Origin of the sequence: Reichenbachiella ulvae (genome assembly GCF_025833875.1) — a bacterium.
Lineage (GTDB): Bacteria > Bacteroidota > Bacteroidia > Cytophagales > Cyclobacteriaceae > Reichenbachiella > Reichenbachiella ulvae.
In genome coordinates this window covers 4,186,554-4,202,206 of record NZ_JAOYOD010000001.1, presented here as the reverse complement: position 1 = coordinate 4,202,206, position 15,653 = coordinate 4,186,554, and the positions used below count along the sequence as shown (strand labels likewise).

16 protein-coding genes are annotated in these 15,653 nt (G+C 41.2%); 6 read left to right on the top strand and 10 right to left on the bottom strand.

Translation table 11 applies throughout. The annotated features are described in order from the left end of the window. Positions 1-63 precede the first annotated feature (63 nt). Both N7U62_RS17085 and N7U62_RS17080 read right to left on the bottom strand, forming a co-directional pair. Positions 64-912 carry a hypothetical protein gene (locus tag N7U62_RS17085; RefSeq protein ID WP_264139266.1) on the bottom strand — a complete coding sequence of 283 codons (849 nt, stop codon included), beginning with the start codon at positions 910-912 and terminating at the stop codon, positions 64-66. Between the two features lie 2 nt (positions 913-914). Beyond that, positions 915-2,144 (bottom strand): BamA/TamA family outer membrane protein, encoded by a 1,230-nt coding sequence (locus N7U62_RS17080; RefSeq protein ID WP_264139265.1) that lies wholly within the window; start codon positions 2,142-2,144, stop codon positions 915-917. A 179-nt stretch (positions 2,145-2,323) separates the two neighbouring features. Between N7U62_RS17080 and N7U62_RS17075 the strand changes: the two genes are divergently transcribed. Beyond that, positions 2,324-2,944, top strand: coding sequence for an outer membrane beta-barrel protein (locus N7U62_RS17075; protein ID WP_264139264.1), 621 nt, complete (start codon positions 2,324-2,326; stop codon positions 2,942-2,944). A 2-nt stretch (positions 2,945-2,946) separates the two neighbouring features. Continuing rightward, a complete protein-coding gene (locus N7U62_RS17070) occupies positions 2,947-4,908 on the top strand; it encodes a ShlB/FhaC/HecB family protein (protein ID WP_264139263.1) in 1,962 nt (653 codons plus the stop codon). 45 nt (positions 4,909-4,953) lie between these two features. Here N7U62_RS17070 and N7U62_RS17065 read toward each other — a convergent pair whose 3' ends face one another. From N7U62_RS17065 to N7U62_RS17035, 7 genes are all read right to left on the bottom strand, one after another. Further along, on the bottom strand, positions 4,954-6,501 hold the full coding sequence (locus N7U62_RS17065) for a TonB family protein (RefSeq protein WP_264139262.1): 1,548 nt from the start codon (positions 6,499-6,501) through the stop codon (positions 4,954-4,956). Next, the gene (locus N7U62_RS17060; RefSeq protein ID WP_264139261.1) at positions 6,491-6,865 is read right to left on the bottom strand and encodes a BlaI/MecI/CopY family transcriptional regulator; all 375 of its coding nucleotides are present in this window, start codon (positions 6,863-6,865) and stop codon (positions 6,491-6,493) included. The genes N7U62_RS17065 and N7U62_RS17060 overlap by 11 nt, the downstream gene beginning before the upstream one ends. 330 nt (positions 6,866-7,195) lie before the next feature. Then, positions 7,196-7,807, bottom strand: coding sequence for an NADH:ubiquinone reductase (Na(+)-transporting) subunit E (gene nqrE / locus N7U62_RS17055; protein WP_264139260.1), 612 nt, complete (start codon positions 7,805-7,807; stop codon positions 7,196-7,198). A 5-nt stretch (positions 7,808-7,812) separates the two neighbouring features. Continuing rightward, entirely contained in the window at positions 7,813-8,490 is a 678-nt protein-coding gene (locus tag N7U62_RS17050) for an NADH:ubiquinone reductase (Na(+)-transporting) subunit D (RefSeq protein WP_264139259.1), read from the bottom strand. Positions 8,491-8,532: 42 nt separating this feature from the next. Further along, complete coding sequence (nqrC, locus tag N7U62_RS17045) at positions 8,533-9,321, bottom strand: NADH:ubiquinone reductase (Na(+)-transporting) subunit C (RefSeq protein ID WP_264139258.1); 789 nt, start codon at positions 9,319-9,321, stop codon at positions 8,533-8,535. Further along, positions 9,308-10,498 (bottom strand): NADH:ubiquinone reductase (Na(+)-transporting) subunit B, encoded by a 1,191-nt coding sequence (locus tag N7U62_RS17040; protein ID WP_264139257.1) that lies wholly within the window; start codon positions 10,496-10,498, stop codon positions 9,308-9,310. The genes nqrC and N7U62_RS17040 overlap by 14 nt, the downstream gene beginning before the upstream one ends. A gap of 8 nt (positions 10,499-10,506) precedes the next feature. Continuing rightward, positions 10,507-11,862: a Na(+)-translocating NADH-quinone reductase subunit A gene (locus N7U62_RS17035; RefSeq protein ID WP_264139256.1), complete on the bottom strand. Its 1,356-nt coding sequence runs from the start codon at positions 11,860-11,862 to the stop codon at positions 10,507-10,509. A 165-nt stretch (positions 11,863-12,027) separates the two neighbouring features. Between N7U62_RS17035 and N7U62_RS17030 the strand changes: the two genes are divergently transcribed. The 4 genes from N7U62_RS17030 to N7U62_RS17015 are packed head-to-tail and all read left to right on the top strand — an operon-like array spanning position 12,028 to position 14,666. Further along, on the top strand, positions 12,028-12,717 hold the full coding sequence (locus N7U62_RS17030; RefSeq protein WP_264139255.1) for a hypothetical protein: 690 nt from the start codon (positions 12,028-12,030) through the stop codon (positions 12,715-12,717). A 36-nt stretch (positions 12,718-12,753) separates the two neighbouring features. Beyond that, positions 12,754-13,383: a hypothetical protein gene (locus tag N7U62_RS17025; protein WP_264139254.1), complete on the top strand. Its 630-nt coding sequence runs from the start codon at positions 12,754-12,756 to the stop codon at positions 13,381-13,383. 1 nt (position 13,384) lies between these two features. Then, a complete protein-coding gene (locus N7U62_RS17020) occupies positions 13,385-14,020 on the top strand; it encodes a hypothetical protein (protein WP_264139253.1) in 636 nt (211 codons plus the stop codon). Then, positions 14,013-14,666 (top strand): hypothetical protein, encoded by a 654-nt coding sequence (locus N7U62_RS17015; RefSeq protein WP_264139252.1) that lies wholly within the window; start codon positions 14,013-14,015, stop codon positions 14,664-14,666. The genes N7U62_RS17020 and N7U62_RS17015 overlap by 8 nt, the downstream gene beginning before the upstream one ends. On the opposite strand, the gene N7U62_RS17010 is transcribed toward N7U62_RS17015, so the two are convergent. After that, positions 14,663-15,556, bottom strand: coding sequence for a 4-hydroxy-3-methylbut-2-enyl diphosphate reductase (locus N7U62_RS17010; protein ID WP_264139251.1), 894 nt, complete (start codon positions 15,554-15,556; stop codon positions 14,663-14,665). The two genes, N7U62_RS17015 and N7U62_RS17010, sit on opposite strands and share 4 nt — an antisense overlap. Between the last annotated feature and the right edge of the window lie 97 nt (positions 15,557-15,653).

Here is a 15,653-nt window from a genome sequence, read left to right as displayed (position 1 = left end):
ATTCTGAAAATTGGGCCTCTTACTATAAATGCATCAAATCAGTTGAGACATAAAACAGATACTTTACATCTCTGAGTAAAAGAAGGGTCGATCGTTGATATAGTACTTGTGATCTCTGATTTCCAATGTGAAGGTGATTGATGGCAACTTGTCAAAGTCCAGAATCAACTGAGCAGGTTGCTCGGAGGTTTCATTTTTGATGGTGTAGATACCTTTCTTCTTTCCTTTGTATTTGCCTGCCGTCCCTTTAAAAATGCCGGTCCTGTCCGATTTGCTCTTAAAAGAGCAATTATAATCCAGCCATATCTTATCCTCCAGTGTAGAACTTCCCTGCCTTTCGTAAGTGAAGATCATTTTGCCAGTCAGGTTTTTTCTCCAGTCAAAAACTTCCTTTCGCTCAATAGGTTCTCTAAAAGCAAGAGCGTCCAGGAAAGCCATCTGTCTGTTCACAAATGATTTAAAATAAGCAGCTGGCGTAAACATCAGAGCTGTGATGCAATTTCCAAAATTGCCGCACTTAGCCAGCAGGTATCCTCTGGATTTCACCGAACCTGTACTGTGTACTCTTGCGTGCATTCCACTTTCAGTCGTAACGACCGAATCGGATAGTTTTACTTCCAAGCCACTTGCTAGCTCAAAACCCTTGGCCCAATTGCTTTTGATTTGCGATTCGCTCTGCTGATGTACGAAGTATAATACTGAGGCCTCCGTAGTGTCACAATCCAACCTGAATATTCCGGTTCCTCTTGCCAAATAACCATTCCAGTTTTCGGGAATCTTCAATTCCAAACCATGCTCTGGCACTATCACCCATTCGCCCGCTCCATATATTTTTGAAGGTTCCAAGATTTTTTGAGCCACTGAATTCAAACTGACTATTGATAAAAGGGTGATGAAAAATATTTTATACATAATTAAAACACCTCGTTGATTCCAAAATAAAAACCTGTAGCTCCATACTCACCAAAAGCAAAATCAATGTTGAGATTAGACCTTGACGCTTCGCTAATCATAAACCTGAAGCCTACACCATAACCCACATCCAAATAGTCAAACAAGTCAATATTTCCTAGTCGATTACTCGCGGAGGTGGTATTAACGAATGCAACTGCACCAAAACGCTCTTTATCCCTTTGCAAGGGCACACGGTATTCCACCTCGGCATACACAATATCTTCACCCCTAAATCTACCTTGGGTATATGCTCTGCCAGACCTACCGAACTGATCCCAGCCCAGAGCAGGCAAATTCATGTAGGGCACATCGCCCGACGTTACGAACCAGCCATAGGTCCAAACTGCGATCATGTGCCTGGGTCTATTCTTATTCAAACTGAAATAATCTCTATACTCTAACCATAGCAGAGAAGAATTTTTGGCACTGCCTAACCATTCATAATTGGCCCGAATATTAGCAAATGCATAGCGTCCACTGTAAGGATTGATAGCATTGTCTCGACTGTCATAAAGTGCGTTGACCGAAAAACCTGAAAGGCTGTAATTTTCTGTAGAAATACCTTTAACGGAATTATAAGAATAATGACTGGTGTAAAGTGGAGGATTGGCTCCTACATCCAAAAGGTTATCTTCTATCCTATTATGATTATCAAAGTGATACCCTAATCCAGTATAGAAATAAGAATCTTGTATTCTTTTTAGTAGCGTCTCATGAAACCTGAAAAAATTGAACTCCATCATCTGAGCATCGGATATAGGTTTACTAAAAAGCCCATCCTCATATTCTATTCCTGTACCTATGGGTTTTCCTGATTGCGGGCCAGTACCCAGACCATAGGTGGGTTGTGAGGTAATAAAAAATCGCCAATCTCCCAGCAAGTTCCAGGAATCACCATCTAAAAAGACATTACTTTTTGCTGTCAGAATCCATTGATTCTTGGTGGTATATATCAAGGAACCCAGAGCACTAGAAATTCTTGTATTGGATTTTTCTCCCATATACCAGCTGGCACTGGGCGCGAGACCAAATAACAAACCACTAGTCGGGTTGTAAGCGATCGCCGGAAGAGGAACAATGGTCAATTCGCTTTTACTGTCTTTTGACTTAATAGTTGGAATGTTTTGACCCCATGATGGTGCGCTAATTAAACAAGCCAATAAAAGTAGAAGTCTTCCGCACTTATGCATTGTAAAATTAAAAGGTAGATAAATCAAGATCAATTTAATCAATGAAGGTGATTATTAACAATCTTGTCTGAGCATTGTTAAGATTTGCCAAATAGTAACCTTAACAAAAAGAGAAACCTTGTCAGATTAGATTATGATCAAACTTTTTGTAAGTTTATATCAAACAAAATCAATGCAAGATGAAGACCTACCTTATTGCTTTACTATTAGTAATTACTACTACAATAATCCACGGACAAGCACTTGAAAGTTCCGCATATGGGGGATACATGTTTAGCGGAAAAGCTAAATTTTATGATGGAGAAATAGATGTAAAGAATGGACCAGTATGGGGATTGACGTTGGGTTATGACACTGGCTTGGGTACTCAAATCCAATTCTTATATAACAATACATTTACGGTTACTGAAACCATCGAATATGGATCCAATATCAATTATCACAAATTCGATTTGATGATTCAACACTTCCATTTGGGGGTTGAAAAATCTATGGCATACGATCAATTAATTAGACCGTTTGGGTCTTTTGGAATGGGACTTACCAGTTATAACCCACAATCCAATGAGTTCAATAACCAAATGAGGTTCTCAATTGGTCTAGGAGGAGGAATAAAAATCTTTCCAACAGATCGAATAGGGTTTAAAGCACAAGCCAAATTATTCATGCCATTATTATTCAATGGGGCAGGTATTTATTGTGGTACTGGCGGTTGTGGTGGTGGTTCCTCATTCCGGATACCTATCATACATGCGGAACTCAGCGGAGGAGTGGTGTTTAGATTAGAAAAAGATGAATAAACGTGTATAGAAGTGCATTTCTACTTTCCATATTTTTATTCCTCGCTAAGGTAAACCTGTGTCTGGCTCAGAAAATTGAAAAGCAACTAGACCCAGTCAAAGTAGATAGCATTCAGATCAAGGGAGAAAGATTTCTCTTCCTTGGTGATGACGTTTATTACATCCCCAGAGATACAACCATCGCCATCGCCGATACTACGGACTACTACGTCAGAAAGGAAAGCCTGGGCAAATCAGAATCCTTTTACGATTCGCTAGAAATGAAAATGTCCAGAAACAAAATGGCCAGCATGGTTTATGATGCCATCTTTGTGGACCCAAACAAAGAAAATAAAGTAAGAGATGAAGAGGTCAGCGAAATGCGCTTCATGGCTTTCGAAGACCATGTTGCCTCTCCGGTTCACTACAAAAGGCTGGCGGTATTCGGCACCAGTTTCAACGACACCACCAAATATGATGTCGATATTTTTACCGGAACTTTCAATAAACTGCATATAAGTACCCAACGATGGGTAATAAAGAGAAACCTGACCTTTAAGGAGGGGGATTACATCGATCCTCAAGAAATGATTGATTCAGAACGTCTACTTCGTTCACGCAGGTTTATCCGAGATGCCAGAATCATCATAGCACCAGAGCATCAACTGGACTCAGCCAAGGTAATCGTGATAAGCCGTGACGTATTTCCATGGGCCGTATCCATCCGGCCCAACAATGGCAACCGAGCCCTATTTGGCCTCAGCACAGCCAATCTGGCCGGACTAGGTCACGAACTAGAATATAACTATATATCAGGTAATGATGGAGGCAGTGAAATTTTCTACAGAGTCAACAACATATTTGGTTTGTATACAGACTTGAATATAGATCTGGCCAGCTTTTTTAGAAAAACAGGTGCAGGATTGATTATCAACAGAGCCTTTCTAACGCAAGAAACCAAATATGCTGGAGGTCTTGAAATTAGCAGTTATAAATATGGGGAGTACAGTTATGATCCAATTTCGGATATTACCTCTCAGTTTAACTATAACACCGAACGATTCTTATGTTGGTTAGGCCGATCATTTCAGATGGATCTACATCGAAATGTTTTGGGTTTTAAAGGGGAAGCGAACTTCACCGTCACCGCTTCTTTTGACGATATCAATATCATAGACAAGCCAGAAGTCCGAATCGATACCAACTATGCCTATCATGATCGTAGACAGTACCTCACAGAGTTTGGGTTAACATCCAGAAACTACTATAAGGATAAGTTTGTCATCAATTATGGTAGAACGGAAGATATCCCTACCGGATCGGCGATTGGGATGGTGACTGGCTATGAGCAACGAGAATTTGAAAATAGAGCCTATATCGGATTCAATTTTGCCAAAGGGGGATACAATAAACAATTGGGTTATCTCAATGGCATTGTCTCACTGGGCTCGTTTCATGATGGTAGGCGATTCGAGGATGGTGTGTTCAATGTGGGACTGGACTATTTCTCTAACCTCAGGACCATAGGTCGATTTCGGTGGCGACAGTTTATCAACCTTTCCTTTTCTCATCTGCTAAGGCCTACAGAGGATATTTTCATTCGTGGGCAAAATGATATAGGAATCAGGGGGCTGAACAGCTATTATCTCCGCGGTACCTCTTTAACCAATATGAGATTTGAAACCATGTTTTTTACTCCCTTCAATGCCCTCAGTTTTAGGATGGCGGTATTCGGATTTTTTGATGGATCAATTGTGGGCAACAATATGAATTCTCTGATTAAAACCGAAATGTACTCGGGATTCGGATTAGGCCTCCGCTTCAGTAATGATAACCTGGCCGTTTCGACGCTGACTGTACGTCTCACCTACTTTCCCAATACGCCAATCAATGCACAACCTGAACCTATACAGCTCTCCACATCCAATCGACTCAACTTCAGAGATTTTGATATCGAACAACCTGGTATCATCTCTTTCAGGTAGGAGCATCGCACAACTAAACACTTAGTTATACGATGCAAAAAAATATTACTCTGATCCGTAACCAACCACTACCATCTCTTCCATGTTCTCAGAAGAGTGATCCTCTGGTTTATCATCATCTAGTTTACCCAGTTTCTTCTCTGAGTCGCCCAGCTTAAAAGTGATTGGTAGAACCATACGAACTTTAACAGCCTGACCATCCTGCTTTCCAGGTTTCCATGGAGCTGCGCTACGGATGACTCTGACAGCTTCCTGGTCACAACCTGATCCTATACCTTTTACAGGTCTAACATCCGATAAATTTCCTTCCTCGTCTATGATAAACTGAACGTATACACGGCCTTCCACTCCGGCTTCTCTCGCTTGAGTAGGATATGTCATGTTTTGACCTATAAACTCATAGAATGCAGGCATGCCATTTATTGGTTCAGGTCTTTCTTCCACAACATCATAAACACCATCAGCAGACTTTTTGTACTCAACCAATCGTTTGAAGTTTTCATTTGCTACTAGAATGAGACCTATGTAACCTTCATTTTTGTTTACACCCATCCATTGTACTGTTTCTGGATCGATGTCCAAGTCGTTTAATGATAGTTGACTATCCGTTGGCGCAAGAATCTCAAGATAGTTAAATCTTTCATTTGGATACTCCTTCCTCAATTTATCTAGCTCCTTTTGGGCTCCAGGCGGGATATCAGCAACCATCTGTGCAGAATCCACCATCGTGATTACATCCTCGTTGCAGGCCAGTACGGTTGCCATCAGCAGCATACTCCCCAGCGCCACGCCGATTCTGAACCGGTTGGGCCTTTTTAGTTTTTCATTCATCATATTTATTCGTTTTAAAGTTTGACTTTTTGCGAAATAGCTGCCTGTCCGATAATAAGGACTCAGTGTCATCTTGGCCAAAAGGGCCTGATAGGCAGACTTGTCCTCCTGCTGAATCATCTGCTGATCCACCAGATATTCGTGCGTTTCTTGCTGGGCGGTTTTGAAAAACCAGGCCACAGGATTGAACCAGAACAGGGCTCTGGACAGATAGAGCAAAACCATATCTGCACTGTGCCACTGCGCCACATGGATTCGCTCATGGGCTATGATTTTGTCTCGCTCCTCAGGATGAGAAAGCGTGTCTTCATTAACAAAGATGTATCCGAAAAAGGAAAAGGACGGAATAGAACCATCTACTTGATATATCGCAGAGCTATCCGAATTTTGACCTGATCGGGTCAATTTCCAGATCATCAAAAGCTGATACAAAAAAGCACCTAAGGCTATAGAACTAATAGACACATAGGCATAAAAAGCCCATTGCCACCAATCGATAGAGGCAGCCTCGGATGGCAAATCGCCCGTGCCTATAGTAAATGTGGGTAAGTAGATCACCGGAGAGCCTTCCTGTACTCCAGAGCTACTGCTAAGCGTAAAATCCATCAAGGGAATCAACAAGGCCGCAACTGTACTGAACAAAACAAAGAACCTCCTCAACTGAAAATGATGTTCTCTTTGGAGCAAAAGGAAATAAACGAGCCCCGCCAGCAGCAACACTACATTAGCCTCTACCAGATAGTTGATCATCTCACTTCTCATCTTCTTTCATGTTTTTTTTGACATAGTTCATCAGCTCATCCAGGTCCTGAGCATCCATATTTTCCTCTTTGGCAAAGAAGGACACCAGATTCTTGAAAGACCCACCAAAATAACCTCCCAGAAAATTGTTCAGAAACTGCTTGCTGTATTCTTCTTTAGCTACCAGGGGATGATATTCGTGCGTCTTTCCATGGGCCGTGTAGCCCACAAACTCTTTTTTCACCAGGATACGAACGATGGTCGATACGGTATTGTAGGCGGGTTTAGGGTTGGGCATCTTCTCAATGATATCGTGTACAAAACCCTTCTCTATGTCCCAGAGGATCTGCATCACTTGCTGCTCTGCTTTGGTCAATTCTTTCATAACTAATTATTTAGTTAACGGATAGAAAAATAATGCCGAAGTACTCATTCGACTTAGCTAATGTAAAACTAAATAATTAGTTAAACAACTTTTCTCCTGATAAACAAGAAGTTGGACATGGTTAGATCATTGACTATGGTTCTTCAGAATATCCCTTTAGGATCAAAACAAATAATTCCAATTAGATAGTGACTTAAAATCAGGGCACTTGCTTCTGCAGCGCTCCTACACATGCTATCATAAGAGCTCAAACACAATTCTTCTTTAGTAACGGCACAAAAAAACCCCAGCCATTCGACTGAGGTTCTGTAATCATGCTTAGGTTATTGTTTATAGTACAATACCGATAAATGACTTAAATGCTATGCCCATCAGACCAGTCAAGATCATGGTGATACCTAGACCTTTTAGTCCGTTAGGAACATGGCTATATTTTAGTTTTTCGCGTATGGCAGCAAGTGCTATGATGGCCAAGAACCATCCAAACCCAGAACCTGAACCATATGCAGTTGCTTCAATGATTGTATAATCTCTCTGAACCATGAAAAGAGAAGCTCCCAAAATCGCACAGTTTACAGCGATCAAAGGCAAGAAAATACCTAGTGATCCGTAAAGTGCAGGAGATACTTTTTCGATGATCATCTCTACCAACTGTACCATCGCCGCGATAATCGCGATGAACATGATAAAGGTCAAAAAGCTAAGGTCAATGCTAGCGAAATCCTCACCTAACCAAACCAAAGCACCTTCTTTCAACACGTACTCTTGAAGTAGCCAGTTGATAGGCACAGTCATCGTCAATACGAAGATAACGGCAGCTCCTAAACCCAATGCAGTAGAAACTTTCTTTGACACAGCAAGGAACGAACACATACCCAGGAAGTATGCGAAGACCATGTTGTCAATAAATGCGCTTTTTATGAATATATTAAATGCTTCCATTTCTCTTAGTGTTCTACGTACCCGTTTTTAGTTCTCTGTACCCAAATAATGATACCCAATACCATAAATGCTCCGATTGAATCTACCATCAAACCATTGGTTTGAATCGCTATACCTGTCAGATTCTCGATGGTTCCATACACAGGAAAGTCAAATACTGATCCTGAACCGAAGAGCTCTCTGAAGAAAGCCACTGTCAAGATAATCCAGGCATATCCGAATCCACTTCCCAAACCGTCCAGTACCGAATCGTAAGCTTTGTTCGCCATAGCGAAAGCCTCCAAACGACCCATCACGATACAGTTGGTAATGATCAGACCTACGAAAGCACCCAATACCTTGTACATATCGAAAAGGTAGGCTTTCAAAAATTCACTTACCAGCGTTACCAAAGTAGCGATTACTGCAAGTTGAACGATAATCCTTACACGACTCGGGATCAAATTTCTCATTAGAGAAATGATCAAGTTCGAAAACACAATCACAAATACTACGGCAATTGACATTACCAGAGTAGGTTGCATTTTGACCGTTACCGCCAGCGCAGAACAGATACCCAATACTTGAATCGTAATCGGGTTATCGTCATTCAATGGATCGGTAATGAATTTCTTTCTTCTTTTGGAGAGTAATGGTTCCGATGGCGCTTTAACTACCGGTTGTTCCAAAGTTTCTGTACTCATTTCTTATCTATTTTAAGAAGCCAAGGCTCCATTCAATATCGATTAAATATTTTGCTCTTCTGCAGCAGGCTGCTCTACAGTTGCGGTGTTTTTGCTACCAGACTTTACTTTCTCTATATAGTTAGAGTAGTAGCCTAAATATTGCTTCAACATCGCATTCACACCTTTACCAGTCAAAGTCGCCCCTGACATACCATCGATGTGGTGAGGATCCAAAGGTTCACCTTTTTCACCCTTGACCATAGATACAGATACCAACTTTCCCTCTTCGTTGAAGATTTGCTTGCCCTTGTATCTGTCCTGTACCACGTCAGTAGTAATTCTAGCACCCAAACCAGGTGTTTCAGATTTGTGGTCAAAAGCAACCCCTCTTACGGTGTTCAAGTTAGAATCCAATGCTACAAAACCTGAGATCCAATCCCAAAGACCTGCGCCAAACATTGGCAAAATGTAAGCATCTACCGTATCAGACCCCTCTCCTGTAAACATAAATACTGGGTAAGGTCTTGTTTGTGGGTCTCTCTTATGGTTTTTCTGAAAATCAATTTTCTCTGCTACGATAGGATTTCCCTTCTCGTCAGTAGTCATTGGATCTCCATTGATATCCACTACAGTAGACTTTACTCTTTCAGAATAAAGCTTAAGGATTTCGTTTGGATCTTTGATATCGGAGATGTCCATCACAGCACCCAAGATCTTCTTTTTGGTATCTAGCTCCACCTGCTTTTGCTGCAGTGGTTTTAGAATAACCGATGTTCCTGATAGCAATCCTCCCAGTATGATTGTCAATACTGCTGAGAATACGACGATGTATAAATTAGACCGTTGCACGTTTCAACCTCCTTTTCTTGTTTGCTGCTACCACGTAAAAATCGATAAGTGGAGCGAATACGTTCATTAATAATATTGCAAGCATGATCCCTTCAGGATATGCAGGATTAAATACTCTGATGATAATGGTAAGGATACCGATCAAGAAACCGTAGATCCATTTACCTGTTTCAGTCTGAGCGGCGGTTACAGGATCAGAAGCCATGAAAACAGCTCCGAAAGCCAATCCACCGATCACCAAATGATAGTGTGCTGGCAGCAACATGTATTCGTTAGCCCCGATCAGGTTACACAGAGTCGCCATACCGAATGCTCCGGCAAATACACTGAAAATAATTTTCCAGCTACCGACTCCTGTGAAGATCAATATAGCAGCACCTATCAAACACATCAAAGTAGATGTCTCTCCAATAGATCCCGGCATGATTCCAATGAACATGTTCCAGAAACTAAAGAGGCCTTCCGACCAGCTGTTGTTGAGCATCTCCACCATCGGTGTAGTACCCTCTACTGCTGAAGCACCCACTGCTAGAGGAGTAGCTCCAGAAAATCCAGCTACTGCCTGACCGTCTCCTATGTAAGACCAAACATCACCAGATATCTGTGATGGATAAGCAAAGTACAAGAACGCTCTGGCAGTCAATGCCACGTTCAGGATATTCATCCCTGTACCACCGAATACTTCTTTACCAATGATCACTGCAAATGCGGTCGCAAGACCTACCTGCCACAATGGAATAGAAGCTGGCATCACCAAAGGAATCAACATACCCGTTACCAGGAATCCTTCGTTTACTTCATGCCTGTTGATCGTAGCGAAGGTAAATTCGATACCCAAACCAACTGCATAAGAAACAATGATAATTGGCACAACCAAAATAGCTCCTGTCAACAATTTGTCAACCAAAGTAGCTACTTCGCCTACTGCCAAATAGTGCTGATGACCTGCATTCCAGATACCAAAAAGTAAACAAGGTACCATGGCGATGATCACAGTCATCATCATTCTCTTCATATCTACTGCATCACGAACCTGAACTCCAGTAGGACCTGTGGTACTATTAGGAGCTAAGAAAAGTGTTTCGTGCGCTTCATATACATAGTAAAACTTCTCCCACTTACCTCCTTTTTCGAAGTTAGGGCGAACTTTTGCAAAAATGTCTTCTATAAACTTCATCTATGCGCTTAACTATTTTTTACTAAATCAATTCCTTCTCTCAGTATCGCCTGGATGTCATTCTTCGATACATCGATGAATTCGCAAAGAGCCAAATCCTCCTCGATCACTTCGAAGATTCCCAGTCCTTCCATATCATCAAAATCCTCCGCAAGAATCGCTTTGATCAGGTGCGTAGGTAGCACATCCATAGGAACTACTTTCTCAAAAGCCCCAGTCTGAACAAATGCTCTGTGCTGACCTCTGGTATTAGTATCCAAAACATACTCCTTTTTACTTCCTCCCAAGAAAGAAAGCAGTCCGAATGCTCTGTGGAAACTCAACTTTTTAGTAGTAGGAGTAATCCAACCAAAGAACTCGTAGTAGTCACCTTCAGGGATCACAGTCATTTGATTGTGATAATATCCAAGGTATCCTGTAGAGTTGATTTGTGTTCCTGTCAGTACGTTTCCAGAAATAAATCTAACATGACCATTTTCTTTGATGGTTCCTTCTGTCAGTTTGTTGACACATGCACCGATGAAGGTCTTATAATATTGTGGAGTCTTTACTTCAGATCCTGTCAATGCTATCACTTTAGAAGCATCGTATTTTCCTTCAAGGAATAATTTACCGATCTGAGCCACACCGTATGGGTGAACCGTCCAAGTCACTTCTCCTTTGTTGATCGCATCGATGTGGTGAATCTGCACACCTACGTTACCCGCAGGGTGAGGGCCACTCACTGTGTTGATCTGAGCTTTGCTGCTCTTGAAGAAATCAGCCGAATCGCTGTTCACATTGATATGAACTTTGCCTTCTGTCAATTTTGACAAGATTTCTACTCCTGCCTCAAAATATTTGGCGTCAGCCTCCAAAATGAAGTTCATATCTGGAGCCAATGGATGCGTATCGAAAGCAGAGATGAAAATCGCCTTAGGCGTATCCTCTGTGCTAGCTACTACTCCATATGGTCTCTGGATGATGTTTGGCCAAACACCGCCTTTTTTCATTTGGTCGATGGCCGCTTCTCTAGAGATGCCGCTGACATCCGCGTGCTTTTCGAAAGTCTCATACTCAACCTCCTTGTCAGCAAGGATTCTGATCTCTAAGATTTTCCTTTTCGCTCCTCTTACAACTTCTGCTATTTCGCCACTCACAGGGGCAGAGTACATCACATCCTCCACCTGCTTGTCAATCATGATTGGGGTTCCTGCCTTTACAGACTCACCTTCCTTGACCAAAAGTTTTGGTCTGCTCATACCAACAAAATCTGTGGGCTTGATCGCAAAAGTCTCTGGCTGAGAGAGCTCCGCAATTTTCTTTTCAGCTTTTCCAGCAAGGTTGATGTCAAAACCTTTCTTAAGCTTGATATTCTGAGACATATTTTATTACAATAAATCTTGTTTTTGAAAACTTTGCAAAAGTAACAAAAAATCGATCAAAAGCAGTTTTACCCAGAATTATCATCGAACTATCGTGGCGATGTGTCAGCCAGGCATCTGAGGGCGCTATCTAAGTAGTTTTTTGTTGATAAATTGTGCCGAATTATGACAAAAAAATTATTACAAATCAGTCTACTGGCATTTGCACTGCTAGCAATCAAACCAGATGTTTTTGCTCAAGGCGTATCCATGTCCTTTATTATTCCAAAGAACGGTTACTTTTCTGCACCAGTTAGTCCACTATCAGTTCGTGGCTTGGGATACAAATGGGGAGCGGTTGGATTTGCTACGGGGGGCTCGCTCTACAACATGCCGGGCTTACCCCTATCCGATTTGCCCTTCGAATCTGACAAACCTCTGGTCGGGCCCTTTTGGTCTGTGCTGGTACCGCTACAGTTGACTCTTGGGATCGAAGGAGATTTCATGTCCTTTCAGGTTTTGGGTGGAGGATTCGGGATGTGGCACTTGAGTCCAAGGCTCAACTACGGCAACATGGACCGAGCCATTGCCAACTACGAAGGCTGGGATGTCGCCAATGCTGATCTGGATTTCAAAAACAAATTGGGCTATGGGTGGATGGCCGGAGTGGAGATGCGTTTCCATGTCAACCGCCAATATTCGCTCACCATGGAGGTAGAATACCTTTCGGGCTCATCTGCCTTACCTATTAGAGGAGAGTATACTGGGGGTAGCACCGGGGGAACATTGGAAACCAAAAATGTAGACTACCAGAATTCTGGTATTTTACTTGAGGGCCTTGAGATTTCTTTAGGAGTGGTTTTTCATGGAAGGTAATTTGTACTAGAATTGTGCATGTTTCAACCAGCAATCATGACAAGGGGTAACCTTTGTGCCTTTGTATTTCTATTTTCCATTTTATTAAGTTTTAAGGTTTCGGCTCAAGACTCGTTTGGAATCTCGGTAGAGATCGGTACAGTAGTCGGTATTCAATCCTCAAAAGACAACACTCCTGAACCGGGCTTGTTAATGTCTGCGGGCCCAAGGTTGGGGATCTTTGATAATAAGTTCTACCTGAAGCCAACAGGAACTATAAGGTTGATTAATAGCAAAGTTGAAAACACATATCCCACACACGAGAGAATTTTAGATTTAGGAATCGGCACTGAACTATTAGCTCGTTTTGGGGAATTCAACGAATTACAAGTTTACCCTCTCATTGGATTTAAAACAGGGTACAATTTTTTTCTTCTTGCTGGAGAATTACAAGACGATTCTGATGAAGGAGTAATGAAATCAACAGGATGGTCTTTTGATTACATTATTGGAGCATACCTTGAGTACCAAAGCTTTTACTTCAAACCCGGGGTTTCATTCTTAACTACAAAGCAAACCCCTACCAAAGTTTTCAAAGATTCTGAATATTTCATTCCAAATGAAAATGTTGATTATAACGTAATATCCCTAATTCTTCAAGTTGGTTATACACTAGGCAGAAAATAATATGAGACTCCTTTCATTAATGTTCATTTGTACAAGTTTCAGTTCCTGGGCTCAGGATAGTTTTAATAAATCTGAAGTTTTTGAGGCAAAGGAAATTTATTTCTATGGGTGTAATTTCGACTTTGTAGAATTAGCTGAACCAAGAAAATTTGAGGAGCCACATCGAGCTGCTGTTTATGGCTGGGAGAACTTTTTTATGATGAAAAAATCACCCTATATATTGGCTGATCGCATGAGTAAAAAGAAGTTTCATTTTAGAACCACCAATAGTGCAGCTAGAATAAGCAATATTGATCCGGATTCGGTAATTACATTTTTCAAAGAAGTAACTCCGAATGAAACGTTGTTAAAGGAAGTTAAAGGATTAAATATTGATGAAACTGACGGATTAGGTTTAATTCTGTTCGTGGATTATTTCGAAACAAGAAAAGAAGAGAGTCTCGTACACTATGTATTCTTCGATATTCGGAGTAGGGAAGTATTATGGTTAGAAAGCTTAATTACTCATGCCATGGGAGGAGGCAGAATTGTTTCAGAATGGGGTTATGCCTTAGACCATAATTTCAATTATTTCATTGATAAATTATACTATCCTCAGAATAAAAAACACACAAGAAAAACTCGTAAAAATGGCTAAAATCATCCCTATTGGTATAATTGCAACTCTATTTTTCATTGTTTCAGAAAAGGCTTTTGCTCAATTTATTGTTCCTTCTGATCAACAAATATTCGAAACAAAGGAAATTACCTTTTATGGTTTTGATTTTACTCAATTCGAACTAGTGGACCAAAAAAGAGAAGGACAGGACATAAAACGTTTTATGTATGTTTGGCAAGATTTCTTGCTAAAACATATTGATGAAAAAAGGCTCTCTAAAGTTCTAGAAAAAGAACAAGTAATTTTCGATTTCACACCAACTTTAATTGCAAATCGAAAGCTGTTATCAATTGACCTAATCTCTATAGAGGAACTCTGTCCTGAAGTCGACTCATTACAAATTCAAAAAAGCATAGGATCCTATAAACTCGAAAAGGATGATGGAATTGGATTTGTCATGCACCCTGTATGTTTTCACAAGGCCAACAAAACAGTAACAATATTTTTCACCTTCTTTGATATTTCAACCAAGGAGGTAATCTGGTCGGAGCGCATCGAATCATTCAACGGTAATCAATACAATAGAGTAGTTGATTGGGGTATAGCAACCCATGTCGCTTTTATGGAGAGGTATATTGAGATATATAAAAGTAAAATGAAGAACTATGAACAAATACCCAACTAAACTGTAACTGGGTCGAACTTTTCAAGAATAAAATCTCTCACTCGCTCCATCAGCCACATAGGGGTAGAGGTCGCACCGCAGATACCAACACTGTCTTCGGGTTGGATCCAATCCAGATCCAGTTCCTCTTCACTACCGATAAAGTAGCTGCGCTCGTTAAAATTTTTGCAAACTCCATATAGCGCTCTACCATTAGAGCTTTTCTTACCACTGACGAAAATGATCACATCGTGCTTTTGAGAAAATTTCTCCATGCTTGGCTCACGATTGGAGACCTGACGACAAATACTATCGTTGGCCTTGAAGTCTGTGACTTCTAGTGACCCTTTCTCCTTTTCTATTCGCTCTTCGATCATAGCCTTCAAGCGATAGAAACCTTTTGTACTTTTAGTAGTCTGGCTGTATAAGGTAACCGGTCGGGAAAAGTCAATTTGTTCCAAATCTTCATCCTCCATCACTATGATGGCTTTTTCCTTAGTTTGGCCAGTCAGCCCAATGACCTCCGCATGACCGGGCTTTCCATATATTACGATTTGGCCCTCGCGCTCTTCCATTTGATCGAAGGAGCCCTTCACTCGGTTTTGAAGCTTGAGCACAACCGGACATGAGGCATCTATCAATTCAATATTGTTCTCGATAGCCAATTTGTAAGTTTCTGGCGGTTCGCCGTGGGCACGGATCAGAACCTTACAATCATGAAGGTCTTTCATGTCCTCACGATCGATGATTTTGAGACCCAGAGCAGCCAGTCGCTCCACTTCCATGTGGTTGTGCACGATGTCTCCCAGGCAGTATAGGCTACCGCTGTCTTTTAGTTCATCTTCGGCCATTTCGATGGCATATTCCACACCGAAACAATATCCTGAATTGCTATCAATTTCTATTTCCATGAGTAGATGGCTCTTTGCTGCAAAATTATAGTAAATATTGTCAAGACGCTGCTTGATTACGGACTTGAAGATAGATCATGACAGGATAGGACACAAA

Coding starts and splice junctions, on each gene's coding strand:
- N7U62_RS17085 (WP_264139266.1), bottom strand. CDS start 912: ATGTATAAAATATTTTTCATCACCCTTTTATCAATAGTCAGTTTGAAT.
- N7U62_RS17080 (WP_264139265.1), bottom strand. CDS start 2,144: ATGCATAAGTGCGGAAGACTTCTACTTTTATTGGCTTGTTTAATTAGC.
- N7U62_RS17075 (WP_264139264.1), top strand. CDS start 2,324: ATGAAGACCTACCTTATTGCTTTACTATTAGTAATTACTACTACAATA.
- N7U62_RS17065 (WP_264139262.1), bottom strand. CDS start 6,501: ATGAGAAGTGAGATGATCAACTATCTGGTAGAGGCTAATGTAGTGTTG.
- N7U62_RS17060 (WP_264139261.1), bottom strand. CDS start 6,865: ATGAAAGAATTGACCAAAGCAGAGCAGCAAGTGATGCAGATCCTCTGG.
- nqrE (WP_264139260.1), bottom strand. CDS start 7,807: ATGGAAGCATTTAATATATTCATAAAAAGCGCATTTATTGACAACATG.
- N7U62_RS17050 (WP_264139259.1), bottom strand. CDS start 8,490: ATGAGTACAGAAACTTTGGAACAACCGGTAGTTAAAGCGCCATCGGAA.
- N7U62_RS17040 (WP_264139257.1), bottom strand. CDS start 10,498: ATGAAGTTTATAGAAGACATTTTTGCAAAAGTTCGCCCTAACTTCGAA.
- N7U62_RS17035 (WP_264139256.1), bottom strand. CDS start 11,862: ATGTCTCAGAATATCAAGCTTAAGAAAGGTTTTGACATCAACCTTGCT.
- N7U62_RS17030 (WP_264139255.1), top strand. CDS start 12,028: ATGACAAAAAAATTATTACAAATCAGTCTACTGGCATTTGCACTGCTA.
- N7U62_RS17025 (WP_264139254.1), top strand. CDS start 12,754: ATGACAAGGGGTAACCTTTGTGCCTTTGTATTTCTATTTTCCATTTTA.
- N7U62_RS17020 (WP_264139253.1), top strand. CDS start 13,385: ATGAGACTCCTTTCATTAATGTTCATTTGTACAAGTTTCAGTTCCTGG.
- N7U62_RS17015 (WP_264139252.1), top strand. CDS start 14,013: ATGGCTAAAATCATCCCTATTGGTATAATTGCAACTCTATTTTTCATT.
- N7U62_RS17010 (WP_264139251.1), bottom strand. CDS start 15,556: ATGGAAATAGAAATTGATAGCAATTCAGGATATTGTTTCGGTGTGGAA.